The sequence below is a fragment of the Paenibacillus sp. AN1007 genome (assembly GCF_040702995.1).
Classification (GTDB): Bacteria; Bacillota; Bacilli; order Paenibacillales; family Paenibacillaceae; genus Paenibacillus.
Genome location: NZ_CP159992.1, coordinates 4,462,645 through 4,488,935, shown reverse-complemented (window position 1 = coordinate 4,488,935; position 26,291 = coordinate 4,462,645). Strand labels below are relative to the sequence as shown.

Annotated in this window: 19 protein-coding genes; 10 read left to right on the top strand and 9 right to left on the bottom strand. The window is 48.6% G+C overall.

Annotation, left to right across the window (positions count from 1 at the left end):
• Positions 1-11: 11 nt before the first annotated feature.
• Positions 12-3,287 (top strand): glycoside hydrolase family 48 protein, encoded by a 3,276-nt coding sequence (locus tag ABXS70_RS20310; RefSeq protein ID WP_366290394.1) that lies wholly within the window; start codon positions 12-14, stop codon positions 3,285-3,287.
• A gap of 573 nt (positions 3,288-3,860) precedes the next feature.
• On the top strand, positions 3,861-4,679 hold the full coding sequence (locus ABXS70_RS20305; protein ID WP_342554568.1) for an SH3 domain-containing C40 family peptidase: 819 nt from the start codon (positions 3,861-3,863) through the stop codon (positions 4,677-4,679).
• A gap of 194 nt (positions 4,680-4,873) precedes the next feature.
• On the opposite strand, the gene ABXS70_RS20300 is transcribed toward ABXS70_RS20305, so the two are convergent.
• Entirely contained in the window at positions 4,874-5,797 is a 924-nt protein-coding gene (locus ABXS70_RS20300; RefSeq protein WP_342554569.1) for an ArsR family transcriptional regulator, read from the bottom strand.
• A gap of 178 nt (positions 5,798-5,975) precedes the next feature.
• Here ABXS70_RS20300 and ABXS70_RS20295 point away from each other — a divergent pair, with 178 nt between their 5' ends.
• A complete protein-coding gene (locus ABXS70_RS20295) occupies positions 5,976-7,481 on the top strand; it encodes an alpha-N-arabinofuranosidase (protein ID WP_366290390.1) in 1,506 nt (501 codons plus the stop codon).
• Positions 7,482-8,409: 928 nt separating this feature from the next.
• Here ABXS70_RS20295 and ABXS70_RS20290 read toward each other — a convergent pair.
• Entirely contained in the window at positions 8,410-9,174 is a 765-nt protein-coding gene (locus ABXS70_RS20290) for an MBL fold metallo-hydrolase (protein WP_366290387.1), read from the bottom strand.
• Positions 9,175-9,304: 130 nt separating this feature from the next.
• Here ABXS70_RS20290 and ABXS70_RS20285 point away from each other — a divergent pair, with 130 nt between their 5' ends.
• The gene (locus ABXS70_RS20285) at positions 9,305-9,739 is read left to right on the top strand and encodes an Lrp/AsnC family transcriptional regulator (protein ID WP_366296714.1); all 435 of its coding nucleotides are present in this window, start codon (positions 9,305-9,307) and stop codon (positions 9,737-9,739) included.
• On the opposite strand, the gene ABXS70_RS20280 is transcribed toward ABXS70_RS20285, so the two are convergent.
• The 3 genes from ABXS70_RS20280 to ABXS70_RS20270 form a co-directional block, all read right to left on the bottom strand.
• Positions 9,736-10,251: a hypothetical protein gene (locus ABXS70_RS20280; RefSeq protein ID WP_366290384.1), complete on the bottom strand. Its 516-nt coding sequence runs from the start codon at positions 10,249-10,251 to the stop codon at positions 9,736-9,738. The genes ABXS70_RS20285 and ABXS70_RS20280 overlap by 4 nt on opposite strands.
• A 208-nt stretch (positions 10,252-10,459) precedes the next feature.
• Entirely contained in the window at positions 10,460-12,205 is a 1,746-nt protein-coding gene (locus tag ABXS70_RS20275; protein WP_366296712.1) for an ABC transporter ATP-binding protein, read from the bottom strand.
• Positions 12,206-12,350: 145 nt separating this feature from the next.
• On the bottom strand, positions 12,351-14,093 hold the full coding sequence (locus tag ABXS70_RS20270) for an ABC transporter ATP-binding protein (RefSeq protein WP_366290381.1): 1,743 nt from the start codon (positions 14,091-14,093) through the stop codon (positions 12,351-12,353).
• A 627-nt stretch (positions 14,094-14,720) separates the two neighbouring features.
• Here ABXS70_RS20270 and ABXS70_RS20265 point away from each other — a divergent pair.
• On the top strand, positions 14,721-15,644 hold the full coding sequence (locus tag ABXS70_RS20265; protein ID WP_366290379.1) for an S-layer homology domain-containing protein: 924 nt from the start codon (positions 14,721-14,723) through the stop codon (positions 15,642-15,644).
• Positions 15,645-15,878: 234 nt separating this feature from the next.
• On the opposite strand, the gene ABXS70_RS20260 is transcribed toward ABXS70_RS20265, so the two are convergent.
• The 4 genes from ABXS70_RS20260 to ABXS70_RS20245 all read right to left on the bottom strand — a co-directional run bounded on the left by ABXS70_RS20260 (position 15,879) and on the right by ABXS70_RS20245 (position 19,264).
• On the bottom strand, positions 15,879-16,466 hold the full coding sequence (locus tag ABXS70_RS20260; RefSeq protein ID WP_366290376.1) for a YdeI/OmpD-associated family protein: 588 nt from the start codon (positions 16,464-16,466) through the stop codon (positions 15,879-15,881).
• A 40-nt stretch (positions 16,467-16,506) separates the two neighbouring features.
• Positions 16,507-17,019, bottom strand: a complete 513-nt coding sequence (locus ABXS70_RS20255) for a DinB family protein (protein WP_366290373.1) — start codon at positions 17,017-17,019, stop codon at positions 16,507-16,509.
• Between the two features lie 234 nt (positions 17,020-17,253).
• Complete coding sequence (locus tag ABXS70_RS20250) at positions 17,254-18,177, bottom strand: YafY family protein (protein ID WP_366290370.1); 924 nt, start codon at positions 18,175-18,177, stop codon at positions 17,254-17,256.
• A gap of 169 nt (positions 18,178-18,346) precedes the next feature.
• The gene (locus ABXS70_RS20245) at positions 18,347-19,264 is read right to left on the bottom strand and encodes a winged helix-turn-helix transcriptional regulator (protein ID WP_342554578.1); all 918 of its coding nucleotides are present in this window, start codon (positions 19,262-19,264) and stop codon (positions 18,347-18,349) included.
• Between the two features lie 333 nt (positions 19,265-19,597).
• Between ABXS70_RS20245 and ABXS70_RS20240 the strand changes: the two genes are divergently transcribed.
• The 5 genes from ABXS70_RS20240 (at position 19,598) to ABXS70_RS20220 (ending at position 25,881) form a co-directional block, all read left to right on the top strand.
• Entirely contained in the window at positions 19,598-20,650 is a 1,053-nt protein-coding gene (locus tag ABXS70_RS20240; protein WP_366290367.1) for a glycoside hydrolase family 43 protein, read from the top strand.
• Between the two features lie 139 nt (positions 20,651-20,789).
• Positions 20,790-22,136: a sugar ABC transporter substrate-binding protein gene (locus ABXS70_RS20235; protein WP_342554580.1), complete on the top strand. Its 1,347-nt coding sequence runs from the start codon at positions 20,790-20,792 to the stop codon at positions 22,134-22,136.
• A 404-nt stretch (positions 22,137-22,540) separates the two neighbouring features.
• The gene (locus tag ABXS70_RS20230; protein ID WP_342554581.1) at positions 22,541-23,431 is read left to right on the top strand and encodes a sugar ABC transporter permease; all 891 of its coding nucleotides are present in this window, start codon (positions 22,541-22,543) and stop codon (positions 23,429-23,431) included.
• 27 nt (positions 23,432-23,458) lie between these two features.
• Positions 23,459-24,301, top strand: a complete 843-nt coding sequence (locus ABXS70_RS20225; protein WP_090918394.1) for a carbohydrate ABC transporter permease — start codon at positions 23,459-23,461, stop codon at positions 24,299-24,301.
• 164 nt (positions 24,302-24,465) lie between these two features.
• Positions 24,466-25,881, top strand: coding sequence for an arabinan endo-1,5-alpha-L-arabinosidase (locus ABXS70_RS20220; protein ID WP_366296710.1), 1,416 nt, complete (start codon positions 24,466-24,468; stop codon positions 25,879-25,881).
• Positions 25,882-26,291: the final 410 nt, after the last annotated feature.

Below are 26,291 nucleotides of genomic sequence, written 5' to 3'. Positions count from 1 at the left end.
GGTATATATTCATGTTGAAAACAGCTGCAAAAAAGAGTTTAACTGCCATGCTGGCGGGAACCGTCATGCTGACGGGTTACACGGGCCTCTGGGCTTATCCTCAACCGGCGAATGCCGCGGATCAGGCCATTGAAGTTCAGGCTGAAGGTGTCAATGAAGCCCGCTTTCTGCAATTGTACGATCAATTGAAAGACCCGGCAAACGGATACTTTTCTCCAGAAGGTATTCCGTATCACTCGATTGAAACGCTGCTGAGTGAAGCACCGGATTATGGTCATATGTCTACATCGGAGGCGTACAGTTACTGGTTGTGGTTAGAAACCATGTACGGTCACTATACGGGAGACTGGTCCAAACTGGAGGCGGCCTGGGATAACATGGAGAAGTACATTATTCCGGTCAACGAAGGGGATGGCAAGGAAGAACAGCCAACCATGAGCTTTTATAATCCAAACAGTCCTGCAACATATGCAGGGGAAAAACCGTTTCCTGACCAATATCCATCCAATCTGAACGGTCAATATGCAGCCGGTAAGGACCCGCTGGATGCTGAACTCAAGGCAACCTATGGCGATAATCAGACCTATCTGATGCACTGGCTTATTGACGTGGATAACTGGTATAAATACGGAAATCTGCTGAATCCATCCCACACGACAACGTATGTGAATACGTTCCAGCGCGGCGAACAGGAGTCAGTATGGGAGGCCATTCCTCATCCATCCCAGGATGATAAGTCATTTGGTAAACCGGGCGAAGGTTTCATGAGTTTGTTTACCAAGGAAAATCAGGCACCGTCAGCACAGTGGCGTTACACCAACGCGACAGATGCCGATGCACGTGCGGTTCAGGTACTGTATTGGGCGAAAGAGATGGGGTACAACAACTCGGAATATCTGGATAAAGCGAAGAAGATGGGCGACTATCTGCGGTATGGCATGTACGACAAGTACTTCCAGAAGGTCGGAAGTGCGAAGAACGGGACACCGACCGCAGGTACAGGTAAAGATTCCAACATGTATCTCATGGCTTGGTACACGTCATGGGGTGGCGGATTGGGCCAAGGCGGGGACTGGGCATGGCGTATTGGAGCGAGCCATACTCACCAAGCCTATCAAAATCCGGTTGCAGCCTATGCCTTGTCTGATCCCGCAGGAGGTTTGATCCCTGATTCGCCTACAGCGAAAGCAGACTGGAATGCAACGTTAAAGCGCCAGCTCGAATTCTACACTTGGCTCCAATCCCATGAAGGTGCAATTGGTGGCGGAGCAACCAACAGTATTGGCGGTTCCTACGCAGCTTACCCTGCAGGAGTCAGCACGTTCTATGACATGGCCTATCAGGAAGCTCCGGTATACCGTGATCCGGATTCCAACACATGGTTCGGATTCCAGGCTTGGCCGCTGGAGCGTGTAGCCGAGATGTATTATATTCTCGCAGAGAGTGGTGACCTGACATCCGAGAACTTCCAGATGGCCAAGAAGGTCATTACCAAATGGGTTGACTGGACGAAAGATTATGTATTTGCCGGTGAACGCCCTGTAACGGATGATCAAGGTTACTATCTGAATGCAGCTGGACAGCGTATTCTCGGTGGCACCAATGTTGAGGTAGCGACAACCCCGGCTCCGGGCGAGTTCTGGATTCCAGGTGGCCAGGAATGGCAGGGACAGCCCGATAAATGGAATGGATTCAGCACGTATACGAATAATCCAAACTTCCACGCGATTACCAAAGATCCGGTACAGGATACTGGCGTGCTTGGAAGTTATATCAAAGCGCTGACGTTCTTTGCTGCTGGAACGGAAGCAGAGAATGGTACGTTGAGTGCGAAAGGTCAGGAGGCCAAGGACTTGGCTCAGACATTACTCGATACGGCTTGGGATTACAATGACGGTGTAGGGATCGTGACAGAAGAGGAGCGCAAAGACTACTTCCGCTACTTCGCCAAAGAAATCTATCTTCCGGCGAATTGGTCGGGTAAATTCGGTCAAGGCAATACAATTCCGGGCAATGCAGGCGTACCTTCGGATCCGGCCAAAGGCGGAAACGGTGTGTATATTGGATACTCCGATCTGCGTCCAGCGATCAAGCAAGACCCGGCTTGGGCTTATCTCGAGAATAAGTACAAAACCTCTTACAATCCAACGACGAAACAGTGGGAAAATGGTGCACCTACCTTTACGTATCACCGTTTCTGGTCACAGGTTGATATGGCTACCGCTTATGGCGAATTTGACCGCCTCCTTGGTGACAGCGACACACCAGGAGTTGAAGTACCCGCTGCACCTGCCGGCGTAACGGCAGCTGGCGGTGACGAACAAATCGTTCTGAACTGGAAAGCCGCAGCAGGGGCATCTTCGTATACGGTGAAGCGTGCAGAAGTGAACGGTGGTCCGTATACTTCTGTAGCGACTGGTGTTAGCGGTTTAACCTTCACAGACACCGGATTGACGAATGGAAAGGCTTATTATTATGTCATCAGCGCAGTGAACAGTGTTGGTGAGTCTGCACCTTCGGCACAGGTTACAGCAACACCTCAGGATGGCGTGAGTGTACCAGGTGCCTTCACCCTAAGTGGAACAGCTGGAGATGCACAGGCTGTGCTGAACTGGACGGCTTCTACCGGAGCCGCGACGTATACTGTGCAGCGCTCCACAGGCAGCGGGGCATATGTTGATCTTGCGGCTGATCTGACGGCACTGACGTATACCGATGCAGCGGCAGTGAATGGAACAGCCTATAATTACCGAGTGGTTGCCATCAACGCGGATGGTCAGACGAATTCCAATGTAATTGTACTGACGCCAACCGCTGCTCCGATTTCAACCGGAACACTGGAAGTGCAGTACCGTAATGGAGGCTCGGGCGCTTCTGGCAATGCGCTTACGCCGCAATTCAACCTGAGAAATACAGGAACAACCGCGATCGATCTGAGCAAAGTGAAGCTTCGTTATTACTTTACCAAAGATAGTTCCGCGGATCTGACCTTCTGGTGTGACTATGCACAGATTGGCAGTGCGAATGTGAAGGGGAGCTTTGCAGCAGTCGAGCCAGCCAAAGGAACGGCAGATACGTATCTGGAGATCAGCTTTACTGCTGGTGCAGGCAGCTTGGAAGCAGGTGCTGAAACGGGGATCATTCAGACACGTTCCTCCAAGAACAACTGGACGAATTTTGATCAATCGAATGATTATTCCTTCGATGGCACTCAAACAGCATTTGGTGCCTGGACTAAAGTGACAGCGTACCAAGATGGTGTGAAAGTGTGGGGCATGGAGCCATAAATCCGGCAAAAAGCTGAATGATCAGGGCTGGTTTCAGGAATTGGGGCCGGGAACGGAACGTCCGAAAGATTATTCAGCCGTTTAAATTATTCCGTGGGTTTAGTGGGTGCGGCATGAGTAAGAACAGACTCATTGAACAGACGCAGTAGGTGAAGAACCGGGGAGAAATCTCCGGTTCTTCACGTTGTTTAAAGACATATATTTTCATTTGCGAAGGGTGGATTCCAGATTGAAGTGAATTGAAACGTAGTAATGTTTTCCAATTGGTTCAGAAGAATTATTAAAATCTAGGACATAGGTTGGATGTGTGAGAAACAGGAGATCTGCTTAAGCAAAACGCAGAAACCCGAGGTGTATCAATTGGTTACAATAATTTAACCTTTAATCCCGTGTAGTTTGTGTTCTATTTTTCCAGTCAAAGAACGTTTTCCCTGATTCGATATGCTCAAAGTGCTCTGAATCCTTGCAGGACTTTGGGCTGATGAACGTTGTGGAATGCCCGTTTACAATAAGGCGAGCCGGGAAGATGTCTTCTTGGTTAAAATTTTGTAATATCCGGAGGGGCACGACATCATGAACTGGAAGAATACCATTGTTACGGCAGGTGTAACAGCAGCATTGCTGATGGGAAGTCTTACAACGGCATCGCTCACAGAACAGGTATCCGCAGCGGCGGCAGATCAATCGAAAGTAAAAGTCATCTGGGGTGTAAACCTTCGAACCACACCAACGTCATCAGGCAAAGTTATTCGTATGGTCTCCAAAGGAGAAACGTTAACCGTGCTTGAGCAATCCGGCTCGGATTGGTACAAAATTAAAGACTCGTCTAATCGGACAGGTTATATATCGTCTTCATCCAAATACACGCAGACTGTAAGCGGGGGGACAGCATCAGGAAGTACCAGTACTAATGTTTCAAACAGTTCTGCTTCTGGCTCAACGGTTAAAGGAAGTACCGCTGTAGAGAAGGTCATTGCAGCCGGAATGAAGTACATGGGAACGCCTTATAAACATGGAGCAGACCGCAATAGTACGGCAATGTTTGACTGCTCCAGCTTTGTACGGCGGGCTTTTATCGATGGATTGGGCATTACACTTCCTGCTGACTCACGCCAACAAGGGGACTATGTAAAGAAGAAAGGCACAGTCAAAACCAATTGGAAAAACCTGAAACGTGGTGATTTGATGTACTTTATGTCGTACAAAGGCACCTCGGCATCAGCCTACAACGGTGTGAACAAATCACGGGCAGTCATTACACATACGGGAATTTATCTGGGAAATGGTAAAATACTGCATACATACTCCAACGCTGGCGGTGGTGTGACGATCAGTGATATTGCCGGAAAACATTGGGAATACCGCTTCCTGTTTGGTGGAAGTGCGCTGTAAGGACAAGCTGAAAGCGGCTAAGTGCGGAGAAGCAAAGTGCAAAACAGCATGCCACAGCACAAATGCTGAGAACGAGCCGTGCATTAGCCGAGATGCGTAAGCTTACCGTATACGGAATTGAACAAATACACCTTGCATTTTTGCTGTGAACTTAACAGAGGCAAGGTGTTTTTACGTTTAGTATTTGCTGCGGTTCACATTGCCGGAATTCCGTCGTGATAGAACAATCGGAACAAAATATCCTGGTTATAGTTGCCAAATCCCTCGCCGTATAGTGTCATTCCGCCCACATGTCGGGCGTCCTCCTCCACAGAAAGGCGTAAAGTCCACTGATTACGCTCTACCGGAATGTCTGCGAGTGTAATGCTCGACAGATGCTGCCCGTCGATAAACGTTCCTTCGTTGGTTATACGCAGCACTTTGAGCATACCGTACTGATTGACAATATCGCTCCACCAGTCAGGCGTAAATATGCCGCGTCCATTGCCGGAGTCGCCTGGGCTGGTCCATTCGCCCAATCGAACGCCGTTCAGTGTGAACGTGATATCGGAAGGCCAGTTTGGATTTACGGATGGCGCTTCAGAGCCGATCTCCAGCGACAGTTCGATCGCGTCAATCTGCTGTCCAGTCAGCATATAGTTTGGAATTTTATACTCGACAAACCCGCGTCCAAACCACAGAATATGCGCGTGCATCCGGTCCGGGTCCAAAAAATAACGGGGGTCATCATACTGACCGATGACATGGTCTGATGTGGCTAAACCGCATGTAGGATACACGTCAAAATGTGTATAGTGACCGACAGGCACGGATACTTCGTGAAACTTGCGGGATACCCCGCTGTCCTGAGGCATGGAGATGCCGATCCAGTCGACGGCCAGGCTGTTCATTTTGTGCGTGCCCCCATCCTTGCGTACCATTTTGGACTGAATAATGCCTACATCCTGAAGTTTGCGGACATGCATAGTAACAATTGCACTGCTCAGACCGAGTGAAGCGGCAATGTCTTTCACATTCATCGGTTTATCCGCAACAAGGCGGATGATTTGCAGACGGACCTCGCTTGCAAGTGCCTCATATAAAGGAAGCCATTCGGCATCGGTATTTGCTCTGATCACAGGTGTTCCTCCAATTTCATTTATAGAATTAAGTTAAACATAAATTCAATGAAAAGAATAATATTTTTCGCATTTCGGGTTGAAATATGTGTTGTTATCGATTTTAATATAAATATGAACGTTGATCCATAGAATATCAATTAATTTTTATATTAATCTTAGGGGGATGAGATCATTCATGGAAAAAGCGAAAATGACGGTAGATAAAGATTTTACGATTGGCGAAGTAGATAAGCGTCTGTATGGGTCATTTATTGAGCATCTGGGACGTGCTGTATACGGTGGAATTTATGAGCCGGGTCATGCTTCAGCGAATGAGCAGGGTTTCCGCACAGACGTATTGGAGATGGTGAAGGAGCTGCAGGTACCGATTGTGCGTTATCCGGGCGGTAATTTTGTATCCGGTTACAATTGGGAGGACAGCGTCGGACCGGTGTCTGAGCGTAAACGCAGGCTGGAACTGGCATGGCGGACGGTTGAAACGAATGAATTCGGTTTTAATGAATTTGTAGATTGGGCCAAACAAGCGAACTCCGAAGTCATGATGGCGGTGAACCTGGGAACGCGCGGTGTCGATGCTGCGCGTAATATCGTAGAATACAGCAACCATCCGGAAGGCTCGTATTACAGTGATCTTCGGATCAAGCACGGATACAAGCAGCCGCATGGTGTGAAAACCTGGTGTCTGGGGAATGAGATGGACGGTCCTTGGCAGATCGGCCACAAAACAGCCGAGGAATATGGTCGCACAGCTGCGGAAGCAGCCAAAGTCATGAAATGGACAGATCCAACAATTGAACTCGTTGCCTGCGGAAGCTCGCATCTGGGCATGCCTTCCTTCCCGGACTGGGAAGCAACCGTGCTGGATCATACGTATGACCATGTAGAGTATCTGTCTCTGCACCAATATTACGGGAACCCGGATAATGATACGCCAACGTTCCTGGCACGCTCTTTGGAGATGGATCGTTTTATCGATACGGTGAAAGCGACTTGTGATTATATCAAAGCGAAGAAACGCAGCAAAAAAACAATGCATTTGTCCTTCGATGAGTGGAATGTCTGGTATCACTCCCACGACAATGACTCCAAAATGGACCCGTGGCAGATCGCTCCGCCGCAGCTCGAAGACATCTATAATCACGAGGATGCACTCTTGGTGGGCTGTATGCTGATCAGTATGCTGAAACATGCGGATCGGGTCAAAATGGCGTGTCTGGCGCAGCTCGTCAACGTTATTGCTCCAATCATGACGGAAACGGGCGGAGGATCATGGAGGCAGACGATCTTCTATCCATTTATGCACGCATCCGTTTATGGTCGTGGAACGGCATTGGTACCGTTGATTCAGTCACCGAAATACGACACAAAACAAATTACGGATGTTCCTTATTTGGAGGCTATTGCGGTGCATAACGAGGAGCAGGGTGAAGTCACCGTATTTGCGGTTAACCGTTACCTGCAGGAATCACTGCCGCTTGAAGTGGATCTGCGCAGCTTTGGCAAATGCACTCTGATTGAGCATATCGTTCTGGAAGCAGATGATTTGAAAGCAGTCAACACAGCTGCACAGCCGAATCGCGTCGTTCCGCACAATCGCGGCGGAGCTGCGGTATCCGATACGCTGATTAGCGCAAGTTTGGCGAAAGCATCATGGAACGTGATTCGTTTGAAAGTGCAATAAAGGGCTTCGAAAGAATTGGCAGCAGGGCAGTCTGCAGGCGATAGTAAATGAAAATCAGGTGTAAAATGAAGTCTCGGGTTTGAAGTGAACCAAGGCGAGTCAGACAAGGCTGAAGTACGGTGAAGCTGGAGTTCGGACAGTAGAGTCAGGCTGAAGGAAGACGAGAGCAGAAGGAAGACGAGCAGAAGGTAAATCGGAATGAGAACAGAAGTGAGAACTGAGAATTGAACTGAAGTTAGAGCTGAGTGAGCTGAAGTAAGAATTAAGATGGACTGAACTGAACGGAGTAAAATGAAACAAGAGTTGAAGTAAATAAAGAAATCTGGATGCGAATTTATCGTATTCAGATTTTTTTCGTATCCGAGTGAAGCTCCGTACCCGAACGCAGCTGTACCTGAGCGAAGTTCCAGTCCCGAAGTATACGCGTAGTCATGCAAATGATGATCCAACGCAGCGCTAACGATCTCAGGAAACCTTATTTAGGCATTTAGCAGCACATTCAAATTGTAACGATTCCGAGAGACGTTATTTCGGTAATAAGGTCCGATTTCACAGGGAAATGGGGACATTTCGCCTAAATAGCGTCTCCTGAAATCGTTAGAATTGTAAAAAGGCATAGGTACCCCAAATAAGGTCATCTGAGATCGTTAACGTAACACCTAATAATAACTCGATGACTCGGTGCTTTCAGCCAGCCTCAGATGCCAGGATTTGTCCGCGACCTTTCCGGCGGGTCAGAGCAGCAGTGGTTTGTTGTGTTTTCAACTAGAGAACTTATTATAATATGTCACCAATCCGCTCAGTTAGCGGGCAGCGGCGTGAATTATATCTCGTGGCGCAAACAGCACTTACCTTCTCATTACCAAATTATCTCGAGCTGCAGATGGCTTTTACTTCCTCACTACCCAATGCTGCGAATAACATCTCCTCAAGCTCGTCCTTCAAACTCAAAACTTTCGCCATCCAGCGGAATGAGCACTTGACCTTTCAAGTCTTCGGCTGCCAGATAAGCCGCTAGGTCAGCACGTGTTGTCATGCAGTGGTTGATCGCATCCATATGAACAGCGATGAGATGAGCCGAAGGTGCAGCTCGTTTTACCGCAGCGACATCCGGACCGTCCATGGTGATGGGATCACCTTGTAAGAAGCGGGCACCGCCAGCATTAACGACAATGACCTCTGGATTGTACTGCTTAATAGCCGCAGCAGGCTCCTCGCACCAGATCGTATCTCCGGCAATGTAAGTAAGAGGTTCTCCATCTGCTTCAAGTACAAAGCCTGACACGCTGCCCATACGTTTGCCAATTTCCCCTGTGCCGTGCTGACCTGAAGTGCGAGCGAAACGCACCGAATGATGCTCATGCTTCGCATCCACAGGCGTCACGTTCGTGAATCCAGCTTTTATGAAAATAGGCTCGTCCCCTGGCTGGCACAACAATGGAATGTCCTTGCGCAGCTGGCTCGCGGCTGCCTCATCCCAATGGTCCGCATGGGTATGCGTCACAATCAACAGATCGGGATTCAGATAATCTGTTTCGGTTTCCGGGAGATCAACCCTAGGGTTGCGAAGCTCATTAGGTGTATTTTGAAAAGCGGGCATGCTCTCGGCATCCATCAGCATCGGGTCGACCAGAATGTTCATGCCGCCATATTCGAGCCACAGTGTGGCATGGCGAATCAATTGGATTTTCATTTTGTTTGCACTCCTCTATGTTCTCTCTTAGTATTATCCTATATGTTATACAACCCGATTCACGTCGTACATAACACGTTGAATGCAATTCGGCCTGACTATTTTCAAGGTGAAAGGAATGCAGAACACCATGAACGAAACGATAGACGCCACAGATATACGCATTTTACGAATTTTGATTCAGGATGCCAAGCGTTCGAACAAGGAGATCGGAGAGGAAGTGCATCTTACGGGGCAGGCGGTTGGGGCAAGAATTCGCAAGCTGCAGGATCTGGGAGTCATTGAAGGGTATACGGTAAAATGGAACCCCGACCGCCTCGGCCTTGGCCTGCAGGCATTTGTCACGGTATTTCTGAACTCTGGCGACAGACATACCGCCTTTCGTGCGTTTGCGGCAGCCCGCGAGGACATCGTTGAAGTCCACCGGGTAAGTGGGGAGGGCTGCTACCTGATGCAGGTGCGGACAGGAACAACGGAGCAGCTTGGCGAACTCCTAGAGGCTCTGCTGCCTCTAGGCAATTACAGAGTAAACCTCTCCATCGGAGTGGAGAAGTCAAGGTACTAAGGGGATGGGCTGCCTGCATCAGGCCCTTGATGTTCCTGTAACGAATTTTGGAGAATAGACAAAGAGGCCTGCAGCTTTTTTTTTCCAAACAGATGGTCGGTATGAATATGAATTCTCGTGCCGTCCTTCAAATACAAGGCGTACATGGGGGAGGCGGACAACTGCCATTTGCTTCGGGCAGGGGCAGCAAGCTCAATTTTGCGAATCTGATTCCACGGAATATCGCGCTGGCCTGCGCGGAGGGAGTGTTTATCCCATGAGACAAGTACCGCTTCGCGCTGAATGGATCGGTTCAGGAACATAAAGAAAAACGGCCCTACCATCCACATGCCGAGTATGGCTGCCATCGGATAATAGATTTTTTCCACACTTTCGGTCTTCCCGGAAAAGATGACCCCTAACAGCAGAATACATAAAACGAGGAACAGGAGACAGAGTGCTGCTTTCCAGATGGCTGTGATGCGGCGATAGCGAATCTCCCCCTGCTGATGCTCGGATGTTCCAGACAACATAATCTTATCCTCCTTTCATTTCAAATCCATATGTAAAATGCCGCCTGCGCGAGCAGAGCGGCTTGCATGACGTGAGGCCTACCTTCATGTTTACGTGTTGAGACGGCCTTTGGATGCGCAGAATTAGCATCAACCTATGGTTACGATGACTAATCGTATCATGTCCTGTTCACAAGTCTTTCCTCGCTCAAAACGAACACGTAAGAAATCATCCTAACTTACTCGACTGCTGCCCGGCTTCCTGTGCATGCTGGTACAAATCCGCATAGATTCCTTGAGCCGCAACCAGCTCCTGATGTGATCCTTCCTCGACTACAGCACCATGTTCCATGACCAGAATCCGGTCGGCATGCATGACTGTAGACAGGCGATGTGCAATCACAATCGTGGTTCTGCCTTGGGATACGGACTCCAGTGCATGCTGTACAAGTTGTTCGGTGTGTGAGTCCAGATTGGCGGTGGCTTCATCCAGAATGAGAATCCGCGGCTGAAATACAACGATTCGTGCAAACGAGATCAGCTGTCGTTCCCCGGCAGATAACCCGCTTCCCCGCTCGGACAGACGGGTATCATATCCTTGCGGCAAACGCTGAATCATTGTATCTGCGCCTACAAAACGGCAGGCTTCCATCGCCTGCTCACGCGTAATATCTTCTCTGAACATGGTCACGTTATCGATAATGGTGCCCGAGAACAGGAAAGGCTCCTGTTGAATCAGACCTACAATCCGGTGGAGTACAGCTTGCGGAATGTAGCGAATATCGGTGCCATCGATGTGAATGCTGCCCTGATTGACGTCATAGAACCGATTGAGCAGGGAGATCAATGTGCTTTTGCCCGCACCGGTTGTACCCACAATGCCCACCATCTCTCCGGGGTAGAGATGCAGATTCATATGTTGAATGATCGGCCGATCGGCCCGGTAACCAAAGGATACATCATTAAAATCAATCTGTCCCATCACTTGCTGTGGCTCTAGCGGAGAAGCTTGATCCGGGGACGGATCATGAACCTCAGGTCTGGTGTTCAAAATGTTCCAGATCCGATCCATTGAAACCGTAGTGGACTGAAAGGTGTTCCACTGCATCGTAATCTGGTTGATCGGCTGAAAAAACTGACGAATGTAGCTGATAAACGCATACAGCACCCCGACTTGCAAAGACTCGCCCAGCACGGCGCGACCACCGAGCCAAACCATCATCACGAGCGCTGCGTTACCGAGGACGTCAAACGTCCGGTTAAAAATCACATTGGAACGTGCCTGTGTGATGTTTGCCTCCAGATGCCGAGCGTTCTGTTCTTTGAATCTTTTTTTCTGCTCTTCCTCCTGGTGGAACGCTTGAATCAGGAACATACCCGACAGGTTTTCCGCCGTAAACGCGATAAGACGGGAGAGCCGTGTGCGTGCATTTTGATAGGCACTCCGGAGTCTGCGGCGAAACAGTGCGGCCACGACAGCGATGACCGGAAGAAGAATGAGCGAATAACTGGCGAGCATGGGCTCAAGCTGAAACATGAAAAAGATAATGAGCACCAGCATCATCCCGTCCCGAATCAGGCTGAGCAGCACCTGCGTGAAGAAACTGCTGATCGTTTCCGTATCGCTGGACACATTGGTCACCAGACTGCCGATATGGAAGCGGTCGAAGAAGGACATGGACATTTTGGAGATATGTCTGAACAAATCCTTACGAATGCGGGAGACGATGCTCTGACCGACATGCTGGAGCAGGTTATTTTGAATATACGTAAAAATAAAACTGACCACAGCCAGCCCCAGAAAAACGGCTGCAAGCTGAACGAGGAACAAGGTGCTGGTTTGACCGACGGCCAGATGGTCATCGATGGCGATCTTCACCAGGTAAGGCTCGAGCAAATCGGCTGATATGCCGAGCAGGGAGCAGACAAAAATACCTGCAAAAGCCCAGCGATGCGGTTTGGCGTAGCCCATCATTTCTTTAAAGGAAGCACGTTTACTATGATGACTCTCGGCAGAGGATTCCAATTTCACGGCTGTACTGCCCGAATCGCTGCTGTTATTGTCCGAATGATCGGTACGACCAGCTTTATTGATCTTGTGTTTAGGATTTCCATCCCCATTAGACATGATGTAATCCCTCCTCCTGCAGACGATAGGTCGCCGCGTATAACCCTTTGGCAGCCATCAGCTCCGCATGTGTTCCCTGTTCCACAATCTGTCCTTCATCCAGCACAAGAATGTCATCCGCATGACGGACTGCACTAATACGGTGAGAGATGATCAAGGTGGTTTTGCCTTGGCTGATCTTACGCAGGCTGCGGAGAATCCCTGTTTCGGTAACGGCATCTACGGCACTCATGCTGTCATCCAGGATCAGCATCTGAGCCTGCTTAATTAACCCGCGAGCGAGACTCGTACGCTGCCGCTGTCCACCAGACAATGTAAGTCCGCGTTCTCCCAGCAGCGTATCGAAACGATCAGGGAAACGAACAATATTTTCATAGATCATCGCTTGTTTTGCACTGTCTTCTACGTCATCCATGGGTGCTTCACGGTTACTGAATGCAATATTATCCCGGATCGTGGTGCTGAATAAGAAGCCGTCCTGAGGCACATAAGCGATCTGAGACCTGAGACTGTCCAGTGACAATTCCCGAATATCGGTGTTATTGATGAAAATGCTGCCTTCTGGCGGTTCATATGTACGGAGCAGCAGCTTGACCAGTGTGCTTTTGCCGGAACCCGTTTTACCGACAATGCCAACGGTGCGCCCCGCATGGATGTGGAGCTGAATGTTCTTTAGTGCGGGCGACGAGCTGCCTGGATAATGGAAGGTTAAATTTTGGATCGTAATCTGCTGCATATTTTGCAGCGTCTCCGCTTCAGGGACTTCCTGTACGTCAGGTTCTTCACGGAGAAGATCATTCACTCTTTCGAGCGAGGCTCCCGAGCGCTGCATAGTGTTAATGACATTGCCAATCTGCTGAAGCGGCCCCATGATGATGCGCAGATACAAGGTCAGGGCGACAAAGCTGCCCAGCGTAATGGAATTTTGCATCGTCAGAATACCGCCTACCAGCAGCGAAATGACAAGAGATACTGCACCGAGCAAAGGAAGTGTCGCCTGAAAAAGGGAAGATAGACGAACCAAGCGCAGCTGCTTGTGTTTGATATCATCAACGGTTGCGCCAAAACGTGAACGAGCGCCATCCTCGATGGCAAATGTTTTGATCACACGAATACCGCCGAGCTGTTCCTCGGCAGACTCTGTCATCGATGCCAGCGCCTCCTGCACATCACGGGAGCGCTTACGAATCCGCGGCCCGAAAAAGACAACCAGGAATGGAATGCCCAGCAGAGGCACAATACTGATCAGAATCAGTGTCAGCGGAATGCCGCTGAGCAGCATCATGACAACGCAGGACATTAACAGAAAAACGGCATTGGTCATCATCGTAACCCCGTTGGAAATTGCTTCACGGACGGAAGTGACATCGTTCATAAAATAACTAAGCAGCTTGCCGTTACCCTGTTTGGAAAAATAGTGCTCACTAAGCTCGGAAAACTTGCGGAATATCCGCTCGCGTGTCATAAATTCAAACTTCCGGCCCAGCTTCATAATCATAAATTGGCCGGTACCAAACAGCAGGTTGTATGCAATGGCAATGGCGAGAAGCGATAAGCTGTAACGAATCACCGTCTGCATCTGGAGTGTGTTTTTCATTAATTGATCCGTAAAGCTGCCCAGTATACGAGGTAGCGAGGCCTGACCGACATTGGATGCAATGATCAAAAGAACGGCCAGCAGATAGATGGGCCAGTTGGACAACACATAACCGCGCAGCAAACCTTTTTGGGACATAGGTGTGGGTTCTCCTTTTTTAGGTTAGAGCTTCGGAACGCCCTGAGATCATAGTTGGGCAAAATAAGTCAAGAAAAGGGCAGACACCTCATGTTAGCGTGTCATGCCCCCTTACTTTATGCGAACTTGATTGGTATTTATCCGTCTGCTGATAAATGGATCTATTTATATTTTCGCGCTAATGCGAGCTGTTGTCAATGAACCTGCTCATCCTTGAAGTATGGAGTTATTTTTCAACGGTGCTGCTTCTAACGGACCGAAAGAGTCGGGTCCCCAAACGTTGAGACGGAGAGGTATGAAGTAATCATGATGTGAGACATAGAGCTGTGATGAACTAGTTTCAGCAGATCTGTCAGCTCATGTGGATAGCAGGTACGTTAAGGGAATACTCCGAAATATGAATGATGATCTAAAGATGTAATAACGGCTGCATACAGTCTAGATGCGGTTATTGCAGGTGATATGACAAATCCAGATACGTTATCCATCCATGGCAATTCATATGCATGGTTATGAAATTGTATTCACCAAATGCGAAATGAACTGAAACATTTTGCGAGGGTATCCCGTCTGTAGGGATGAAAAGATGAAAAACAGGTTTTCCTAATTATATGGAGGTGCCAGGAAATGAAACATAAAAAAGGGTTGGCCGCAGCACTTGCACTTTGCGTTTCTCTGACAGCGGGAGGTGTTTCGGTATTTGCATTTTCCGACATTAAAGATGAAGGACAGAAAACGGTTGTCGATTCATTGAAATCAAAAGGCATTGTGAACGGAGTAACGGCAGATTTGTTCCGACCTGATATGACTTTGTCCGAGCCGCAGGGGATTCAATTCATTGTTAACGCATTTGGATTGAAAAATGCATATGCGGAAGCTTCTCCTCAGAATAAAATCAGTCCGAACACCTGGTATGCAGATGCTGTGCAGGCAGCCGCTCAGAATGGTCTGTCTATTCCGGTAGAAGTGAATCCTCAAGGCAAGATGACACGTGAGCAATTTGTTATTTTGCTGCATGAGGGGATTAATACGACCGGGAATTATCCGGTGATCATGAAATATAATGAAGTGAAGGATGAAAAAAAACTAAGTAAGGACGCTATATCTGCCGTCCAGAATCTGCTGAATATGAACATCATTGAACTGGACAAGGACGGGAATTTCCGCCCAGATCAGCCGCTTACCCGTATGGAGGCAGCAAGTATGATTTTCAATGCGCTTGAATTTGTGGATCAGCACAGTGGCGGCGGTTCAACGGAACCAACCCCGACGAATCCTGGTGAAGGACAGCAGGCTATCGTACCTGCCGTAACCATCAGCGAAGTGGATGACCAAACAAGTAAAGTGACCTTGACGGCCGAAATGCCGCATCCGGGATATGGATTAAAAATTGATGACGTCAAATTGGAGAAGGATAAACATGCCGTTGTAAAATATTCAATCGTGCAGCCTGATCCGGACAAGATGTATCCCATGGTCATCACGAAAGTGACAGCAGAAGCCGAAATTCCAGCAGGTTACACGGCTGAAGCACAGCCTTCCGGCAAGTAAATGGATGTGCGTAAGGCGGCAGTTCACTGCAGCAGCAGATTGGGTTGGGTAAAGTAAAGCGAGTATGAGTACACCTGAGAATCACCTGAACTGACCGTAAATTCAAGGTAAGTATACAGGCAGATACCTATCGTGGTATCTGCCTATTATCTTTCTTGGGTAAACGGTGAAGCAGGTGTTTTTTTGATGTGAGATGGAGCGGATCTTCAGGCTGAAGATTGGGGAACGAGGTTTCTAATCCTGCAGCAATCTTCCATCATCATGCCATTTTCCGTATAATTGATTATCCCTTGTATGCATGATGAACTTGTCGAGCCGACTTTGAAAGAGAGCGGGCTGCTGCTTAACGCTCTGGATTGTGTCGATACGCACGCGCTGATAGAGGTGAGGAAACCCCAAGAAGTAATCATACACTTGTCTGTCTGCCGTCAGCCTTCGCTTAATTTCGGCATCGACGACAAAAGTTTCCGGGGACAAATCCGGAAGAGTCTTTCTCCCCGCATCCTGCATAAGACCAAGCCTTTCGAGGCGGCGTACACGTTCCTTGTTGAGTTCTGTCCAAGAGCTTCTGCGACTGCGGGGGGATAACCGCTGTAACAGCCGATTATCGGAAGCTTTCTTTTTGACACCATCAATCCAGCCGAAGCATAACGCTTCTTCCACAGCATCCAGATATAAAATGGTGTCGACGCAGGGTTTCATACTGACGTAAACCCAGCAGCAGGACTGTTCTGTTCCATGTTCCAGCAGCCACTGCCTTAGCTCATCTCTTGAAGTAAACGGGAGTATGTTTTCAAGTGGGGCGAGTTTCAATTTATCCACGACCTTTCATGCTTCATCAGGCACTTCAAGTCTCGAAGGATCACACGGCAGCATTAGAGCTCTCATACCAAAATCTAGAGTAATCGTTCATAACGGAGGCATGCCCCAACTGACGCAGCATGGTGGATATATTTCCTCGGTGATAGGTTCCGTGGTTCACCAGATGAAGAATGATCTCTGCAAGACTGGTGTGGCGTGAGCCTGCAAAGGGGTTGTCAAGCAGAAGCGTTTGCTCTAAATCCGTCTGATGACCGAACCAAGCAAGATACTGATCGGATAGTTGTACATAACGGTCCGCGTATTCTTCCATTGTCGCATACGTTTCTCCGTTACGCGGCATGCAGATTTGTAAAGCTTCCGGCATGCTGGTTCCCGTCAGCACCAGATACCACATTTGATCTACAGCATACATGTGGCTGAGTGCATGGGCGAGGGTAGGAAAGGAACTGTTCACTTCCTGATGCAGTACAGCAGCCGGCAGCTCCTGAATACGCTGCATAATGGTCTGTGAAGCCCAAACATGATAATGATACATTTGTTCTGGATGATTCATGAACATCGTCTCCTTTGTATTGGCGAATGATGGGGTGGTTAGGTACCTCCCTTACTTCTGAGATGATTATAAAAAAAGAAGTATGACAACAGCGTGTCATACTTCTTCTTCATCTGTATCGAACATTACATTCGACATTACATTTACTGAACATCACATTCTACCATTCATCGAGCTTTAACCGCGCATTACACTCCTTGAACATTAAAGGCCAAATCCATTACATGCCGCCTATCACTCATCATGTCTTTCGTAATGTGTGAGAGCATTTCGCAGCTGCGTCTCCAGAAGATTTCTCAGTTCTATAGGTTGAAGAACCTCTGCACCACTGCCTAGGCTGAGCAAAAATGACCATAACCATGAGGCTTTCAAAGGCTGAAGAACCTGAATACGCATCGTCATGCTTCCATCTTCATGAAATTGTTTATCTGCCTGCTGAAAGTGATCCAATGCCTCGGCGAGTGCATCTGGATATACCCGAAAGACTACTTCTGACCTGTAATCCAGTGTGTCGTGGGTGGAGGAAAGCACTTCATCTGAGGGATTTGCATGGGGCTCAAAAGCACGGTTTGTCAGATGCACGTTCAGCATCCGCGACAGCCGGAATTCCCGAAAATCCTGCCGACTTCGGCAGTATCCATACACATACCAGCTGCGGTATTTGAACTGCAGTCGAACGGGTTCAATGCTGCGGGTGGAACGTTCATTTTTGGCATTAATGTAATCAAACTGAACGACCTGAGAATTCATGATGCCTTCACGAAGATAGGGAAGAGCATCGGGTTCCGTCCTGCCCGTATCGAGGTCTACAGTCAAGCTTGGATTCTGATGCGCGTCACCAATCGTCTGCAGACGTTCAATCGTACCCTGAGCACGCGCATCGTTGAAAATGGTCGAGAGACTGGTAAGCACCGTAATCAGCGCATGTACATCATAAGAACCGAGCAGGCTTTTATCCATTTTGTATCCGTCCATGATGCCGTATCCGCCATTCATTCCCTGATGGGAAACGACCGGAAATCCGGCTGCACAGATGACATCAATATCCCGATAAATGGTTCTAGGCGATACTTGATATTCCTCCGCAAGTGTAGACGCAGATAACACCTCATGATTGAGCAGCTTGTAGATAATTGAGACTAACCGTTCCAGTTTCAAAAGAATCCCACCCGTTATCACTTTTCCTACAGACTACAAGTATATCACAGCGATATCCTCATTCGTTTAACTTAAGATGGATATGGACGGTACCAAAGGCATTAAAAAAGAGTGCAGATTCGCACTCTTCTACAGATCAGGAGGATGCTCCCGGGGTAACTCTGTCAACCTAGTCCTCCTGCACATTATAAAGCACTCGTGCCAGCAGTCCCTGACCGTAGTTGCCGAAGTTTTTGCCGAAAATGGTCAGGCCGCGTTTGTTGACAGGCTCGTCGGTAACTGCGATGCGAAAGTGGATATCACTTTTGTAATCCAGCGCGATATCATCCAGCGTTACATCCGAAATCCGGCATCCGTCAATATAGCTGCCTTCCTTCGTAATGCGAATCAGCTTCAGCATGCCGTATTGATTCAGGTGCGGAGGCCACCAATCGGGATTAAACGTGCCGCGCGTATCGCCGAAATCTCCCGGACTCGTCCAGAGTCCGATTTTTTTGCCATTGATATAAAAGTAAATATCCGACGGATAGTTATCACAGAATCCAGGGGCTTCTGAACCCAGTTCCATAGACAGCTGAATCTCGCTAAAGGTCTGGTTGGGCTTGAGATAGTTGGGAATACGATATTCCAGATATCCTTCGGCCAGCCAGATCATCTCTGCATCGATCCGAAGCGGATCGGCAAAATAGCGGGGGTCATCGAACTCCCCGATAATGCTGTCTTTGGTAGCGATTCCGCACGTTGGTGCAGCCTGATAATCGCTGTAATGCCCAACCTGAATCTCCACCTCGTACCGGTTGTGAATCTCCTGTGAGCGCAGGTCAACCATTAATTTTTCCTCGTTAAGATAACAGATCTTCTGGATGCCGTGTTTGCCAACAGCGGTATTAATCTCGATTAATCCGCTCTCCTCCAGTTTTTTGATATGCATTGTAATTGCACCGTTACTAAGTCCGAGCTTGGTCGCGAGGTCATTGAGATTAAGACTTTGGTTTTTGGCCAGCAGTTCAATAATCTGAATGCGAATTTCGGAACTGAGTGCTTTGAAAATGTTCACACCTGACATCAGATCTTTAATATAAATCATAGGTGGATGTCCTTTCCCCGTTCTGAACAAAGCCTCTTTACGCAGACTTTTGTACATGTGACTGTTTTATTTCATATAATTATAAATCATTATATGCTGGAAAGAAAGAGCGGAGAATCGAGAGTTATTCCCTATTAAACGTTGGAAAATCGAAACTAAGACTCACGTTTCATCTCAAATTAGCTCCAAATAAAACATTGAATTAATTCATATATATTTGAAATATACCATTGAATTGTCATGTAACCGCTTTTATAATCCTATTATACTTAAATTGATTTAATACTTCATGAACCAAAGAAACCATTTAATCAGGAGAGGTGGCGTTCCGGTATGAAGAAATTCAGTTTATGGAAGAGATGGGTGAAGAGTGCAGCGGGCTCAGAGGAATTAAGGAGTTCGGACCGCTTGAATCATGCGAGAAGTTCGAGGATTCCAGCAAAAAGGCGTTGGGCTTTACCGGTATTGTTGGTGTTGGTGCTGGTGCTTGCAGGACAGTCAAAGGCTTTGGCGGCGTTTTGGAACTTGTCGGGAGACATCGCTGTTCATGATCCAACCCTCATCAAAGAGGGGAATTCCTGGTACACCTTTTCCACAGGGCCTGGCATTCAGGTGTTGAAATCAGATAACGGAACGTCATGGTACCGTGTGCCGCAGATTTTTTTGAAAGAGCCATCGTGGTGGAACTCGGCTGTACCTGGACAGAAAGATCTGGATGTATGGGCACCGGACGTGCAGCGGTACAACGGTAAAGTGTGGCTCTATTATTCCATCTCCACCTTTGGCTCCAACAGATCTGCTATTGGCTTGGCATCCGCAAACAGCGTTGGCGCAGGGCAGTGGAAGGATGAGGGGCTTGTGCTGCAGTCCACAACATCGAATAATTACAACGCCATTGATCCGGAACTGGTCATTGACGCTTCAGGTAATCCATGGCTGGCCCTTGGATCGTTCTGGAGTGGTCTGAAGATTGTTAAGCTGGACAAAAACACGATGAAACCGACAGGCGGCATCTCCTCGATTGCAGCACGTCCCAATAACGGGGGCGCGATTGAAGCGCCAAGTATCGTGTACCGGAACGGATATTATTATCTGTTTGCTTCGATTGACTCCTGCTGTAAAGGCGTGAACAGTACCTACAAAATGGTCTACGGGCGCTCCGCCAGCATCACGGGACCTTATGTGGACAAAAATGGAGTTAATATGATGAATGGTGGCGGCACAGTGCTCGATGCAGGCAATGTGAGATGGAAAGGCCCGGGTGGGCAGGACGTGGTTAACGGCAATCTAATCGTACGCCATGCTTATGATGCGACTGATAATGGCAATCCGAAACTGCTCATTAATGATCTGCTGTGGGACGCAAACGGATGGCCGACATATTAGCATGTCATTTATTTTAAATAAATATAAAATGTTTTAATAAAGTATTGACTAAACGGATCTGGATTTGATAAATTTAACAACAGAAATGCTGATTCATCATATTGAATACGTTTACAAGTCCAGATCAGGAGGGGTTCATATGGTCAAGAGAAAGAGTTGGGTTACGTTTATGCTGCTAATGCTGGTTAGTGCGCTGGTGCTTGCAGGCTGTGGAGGGGGAAGTGGAAGTTCGAGCGGGGAGAAAGAGCTGACGTTTATGTTCCGGGGAGGTACGGACGAACAGAAAGCGTATCAGGCTGTTGTGAAAAAGTTTGAAGAAGAGCATCCCGGCGTCAAAGTTAAAATCATCGTAACCGCTGCAGATCAATACGCAACCAAACTGCGGGCAGCGATTACAGGCAACAGCATGCCTGACGTATTTTATTTCGCACCGGGGGATATGAAGGCATACGTTAACAGCAAGGTGCTGATGAACCTCACACCTTATATTGAGAAAAACAAGGATATCAATCTGGATAATATTTGGAAGTACGGTGTGGACTTGTATCGTTATGATGGTCAGATGGCAGGGCAGGGTGATCTTTACGGTATGCCTAAGGATGTCGGGCCGTTTGCATTGGGGTACAACAAGACACTGTTTGAAAAAGAAGGCATTCCACTCCCTGATCCGGACAAACCGTATACTTGGGAAGAGTTCATTAAGGTGAACCAGCAGGCTACCAAGGATACGAACGGGGACGGTAAACCGGATGTATTCGGCACAGGTTTTAACGTACAGTGGGCACTGCAAGCTTTTGTATGGAGCAACGGGGCAGACTGGCTGGACGAGAGCAAAACGAAAGTAACCATTGATGATCCGAAATTTGCGGAAGCGCTGCAATTTTTTGCGGACATGCAGAACAAATACAAAATCACACCTTCCATTGAGGAAGCACAAACGCTTGATACATATCAGCGCTGGATGAAGGGTGAGATGGCTTTCTTCCCTGTAGGTCCGTGGGACATGAGTACTTTTGAAAAGCTTCCATTCGATTATGACCTGCTGCCTTTCCCGGCTGGATCAACAGGCAAACCGGCAACATGGATCGGTTCCCTCGGAATCGGCGTATCCGCCAAAACAAAACATCCGGAAGAAGCCGCTGCACTGGTGAATTACCTCACGGCATCGAAGGAAGGCATGAAGCAGTTGGTAGACGCCAAGGTGCAGATTCCGAACCTGCTTGATATGGCGGACGAGTGGGCGAAAGACACCTCGACCAAACCGGCAAACAAACAGGAATTTATCGATATCGTGAAAGACTACGGACGTGCGCTGCCAGGTAACTACACATACAACGCAGAGTGGTATGACATGTTCTTCACTGACATTCAGCCAGTACTCGACGGCAAGATCACTGCCGCAGACTATGTGAAGCAGCAGCAGCCGAAGATGCAGAAGCTGCTGGACAAAGCGGTGGAGCAGGAGAAGAAATCCCAGAATAAATAGATAGACAAGGGATGCCAGCAGCCTGAACCGATGCTGCTGGCATTTGTTTGTTAGAGATGATATGAGATGAACTATTTTTTACACGTTGTAACGTAGAGGATAGAAAAAACTGGAAAAGTGGAGCTAAAAGCTTTCTGGAAGAAAGCTGCGTCGGAAGCATAAGCTTCGCCTTTATCACCGGTTTTTCCCCTTTGAAAAAGGGAATTCAAGAAATCTGGGGATAACAGCTGCTCTCCAGGTTATTCTGTCATCGGAGTGGACTGAACAAACGCTTGAGTTTAACTTTTATCGCCAGATTCCATACGAGCATGTGGCATGTATTGACCGGAACAGAGCAGAAGTCATGATTCGAAAAGGCCAATCGATGTATGCCACATGCTGATCTTAGAAACAGGGGTGAACACGTGAATACGAAATCGAGTTTGTATCGCAAAGAGATGATGTATGGATACTTGTTTATTTTGCCCCCCATTTTGGGGCTGCTGATCTTTGTATTGTTCCCGTTCCTCTATTCTCTCTATGGTTCCTTTACCGATTGGGACGGACTGGGGCAGATGAACTTTATCGGGCTTGCCAACTTTAAAGATTTGTTGACCGATGATCTTTTTTACAAGGCGATGTTTAATACGTTTTACCTGATGCTCGGCATTCCGATTGGTCTTTTGCTGGCGCTGCTGCTAGCAATGGGGCTAAATCGTAAAATTCCGGGTACAACCACTTTTCGTGTGATCTACTACATACCGGTTATCTCTTCCTTGGCAGCGGTATCCATTATGTGGAACTGGGCTTACAACGGAGACTATGGTCTGGTGAACCAGTTCCTCGACCTGTTTGGCATTAAAGGCCCCAACTGGCTGGCCAACAAAGATACGGTAAAACCTGCACTGATCATCATGACCGTCTGGAAAGGTCTCGGATATACGATGCTGTTATACCTGGCGGCACTGCAAAGTGTGTCCCGTACCTATTACGAAGCTGCCGAGCTGGATGGCGCGAACGGCTTTCAGATTTTCCGTAATATCACCTGGCCAATGGTGAAACCTGTAACGTTTTTCCTCGTGGTGACGAATATCATCGGGGGTTCGCAAATCTTCACCGAGATGAACATTATGACACCGACAGGCGGACCGGAATATGCATCGGCTTCGATTGTCTTTTATATCTGGCAGAAGGCCTTCAGCAACCTGCAGATGGGTTATGCTTCAGCGATGGCCATGATTCTGGGTATCTTCATCTTTGTGATTACGCTTGTGCAGTTCAAACTTAACGAAAGATCAGCCTACGACGGGGATTAATGGGCGAGGAAGGGAGTGGAACGGAAGATGTCTTATAGTCAAAGAAGGAAAGTAACAAACTCCATTATATTTATCGTTCTGTCCATCGGTGCGATTGCGATGATTGCGCCTTTGCTCTGGATGCTGTCCACCTCGCTCAAGGAGAAGCAGGATGTGTTCGCACTGCCGCCGGTCTGGATTCCGGAAGTGTTTCGGTTCGATAAATATAAAGAGATCTGGGAAGCGGGCCCGCTGCTCAGCGGGATCAAGAACAGTCTTATCGTAGCACTCAGTGTGACGGTGGTAGGTACGTTTACATCGAGTCTTGCAGCATTTGCTTTTGCCAAGTTAAGATTCCCACATAAAAACAAACTGTTTCTCGCCCTGCTGGCATCCATGATGATTCCGTATCCGACGGTCATGATTCCACAATTCATTATGTTCTCCAAGCTGGGCTGGGTGGACACCCTGCTGCCGCTCATTGTACCGGGACTGTTCGGGAATGTGATTATGATCTTTTTCCTGCGGCAGTATCTGCTCAGTGTGCCTGATGCGATCATTGAGGCAGCGAAGATCGACGGAAGCTCCTACTTCCGGTTGTATTCCAGCATCACGTTTCCGCTGATAAAACCTGCGGTGGCTGCACAGCTGATTCTCTGGTTTATGGGCATCTGGAATGATTATTTGGCACCGATCATTTATCTGAATTCACCTGAAAAGCAAACTTTGCAGCTGGTCATTGCCAACTTTAACGCGACCTATGCGATTCAAACGGATTATCCGCTCATTATGGCGGCGTCGATTGTAGCTCTGTTACCTGTTCTAATCATCTTCCTGATCTTCCAGAAGCAGATTATCGAGTCGGTTGCAATCTCGGGAGTCAAGGGGTGATGGGCATGAAAGGCTGGAAAGTATGGAAAAATCCGAAGCAGCGAGAAGGCTGGAAGGAAGCGAAAGGACGAAAAGAGCGAAAAGAAGAGTTGAATGAAATGAAAGAATGCAAAGAGCGGATCGAACCCAAGAAATGGAACGTGGCGAGGAAGGGAGCTGCAGCATTGATGTTACTGATGCTTATAGGTACGGTAGGCTGTGCAGATGGCGGAGAAACGGCGAAACCCCCGGTCTTTCCGGAAGCCCCGCAGGAACCAAAAATGTATGATCTTTCGATTCTGGATGACGAGTCCAAGTGGACGGTCAACAACGCACATGATCCCGCGATTATCAAAACAGACCAAGGTTACTACGTCTATTCCACAGACGTGCGAGTAGCAGGGGAACCCAAACCGGGAGTTATGGTACGCAAATCTGATGATTTGATCAACTGGAAATGGGTGGGGCAGGCTCTGCCAGGCATCCCAAAGGAAGCACTTGATTGGACAGGAGCAGCGAACCTGTGGGCACCGGATATTATTAAAGCGGGAGATACGTACCGACTGTATTATACGGCTTCGAGTTTTGGCAGCACGCAGTCCGCCATCGGGCTGCAGACCTCCAAGTCTCCCGAGGGGCCATGGAAAGATGAAGGACTGGTTGTGAAGACCGCTGGTCAGGAAAAGGACGGCCTGAATGCTATTGATGCCAATCCGGTGCTCGATGCCTTGGGCAACCCGTGGATGGTATATGGTTCCTTTTTCGACGGGATCTACATTGCACCGCTTGACCCGGATACGGGCAAGTTCAAGGAAGAGGGGTACGGTACCCGCATCGCCGCAAGAGATCGAGCAACCGAAGAGGGCGCAGTTGAGGGGCCTTACATTGTCTACAATCCTGAATTTCAAAAATATTACCTGTTCGTGTCTTATGATTCTCTGTTCGAAGACTATAACGTGCGGGTAGCTCGTGCCGACTCGATCACAGGGCCTTATACGGATATGAACGGCAATAAAATGTTGGATACGGAGCACCTGCCGCAGTATGAGATAGGCACCAAAATTCTGGGCGGATACCGCTTCACTGAGGGAGAGGGCTGGGTTGCTCCTGGACACAATTCCGTGCTCAAGGATGGCGACGATTATTATATCGTGCATCATGCGCGGGGCGAGACGGATAAAAACTGGCCGTATCTGCATGTACGCAAAATGCTGTGGACGAAAGACGGCTGGCCTGTCGTGTCGCCTGAACGTTACGCCGGAGAGGCTGCGCAGGACATTCCACAATCGATGATTGCCGGAGCGTGGGAAGGCATGGCCCTCGATCCGGCTGTGAACGGACAGGTGCAGGCCGTACCGTATACGCTGACGAGCAAAGGCAAAATTGAAAGCGAGAACGGTTCAGGCACCTGGACGTTTGATGGCAAACAAACGTTAACGCTGACGTGGAAGGAGAGCCCCGGGGGAGGCGCTTCCACGGAAGAGCTGAAGCTGCTCCCATCCTGGGATTGGGAGCGAAGCCAGCCTGCGCTGGTAGTGACTGGCCTGAATGACCGCGGCATCGCGGTCTGGGGCAAACAAATCAGCGCAGCCGAGAAATAGACCGCTGACCCCGGAGGGTGGTCAGCGAAGGGGCGCGTTGACCCGACAGAGCGGTCAACACCCGAAGTGATCGAGCCAACCTAAAGGCTCGAAGCCCGATGTGTGTCAGCGAGCAAAAACATCGCGAGCAGCCACCGCATAGAGGCACGAGCAGTGAGGGGGAGGAAGGAGCCGCGCGTGCGAGTTTGACATCCGATTTCCACCGCCAGGAGCGGTGAAGAAAGAAATCGGAGGTCAAGGAGAGCACCAAGGCCCTACCGCCCGCGAACGTGTGCTGTGCTTGAAGCGGCATAGAGGCACCAGCAGTGAGAGGGAGGAAGGAGCCGCGTGTGCGAGTTTGACATCCGATTTCCACCGCCAGGAGCGGGAAGAAAGAAATCGGAGGGCAAGGAGAGCACCAAGGCCCTACC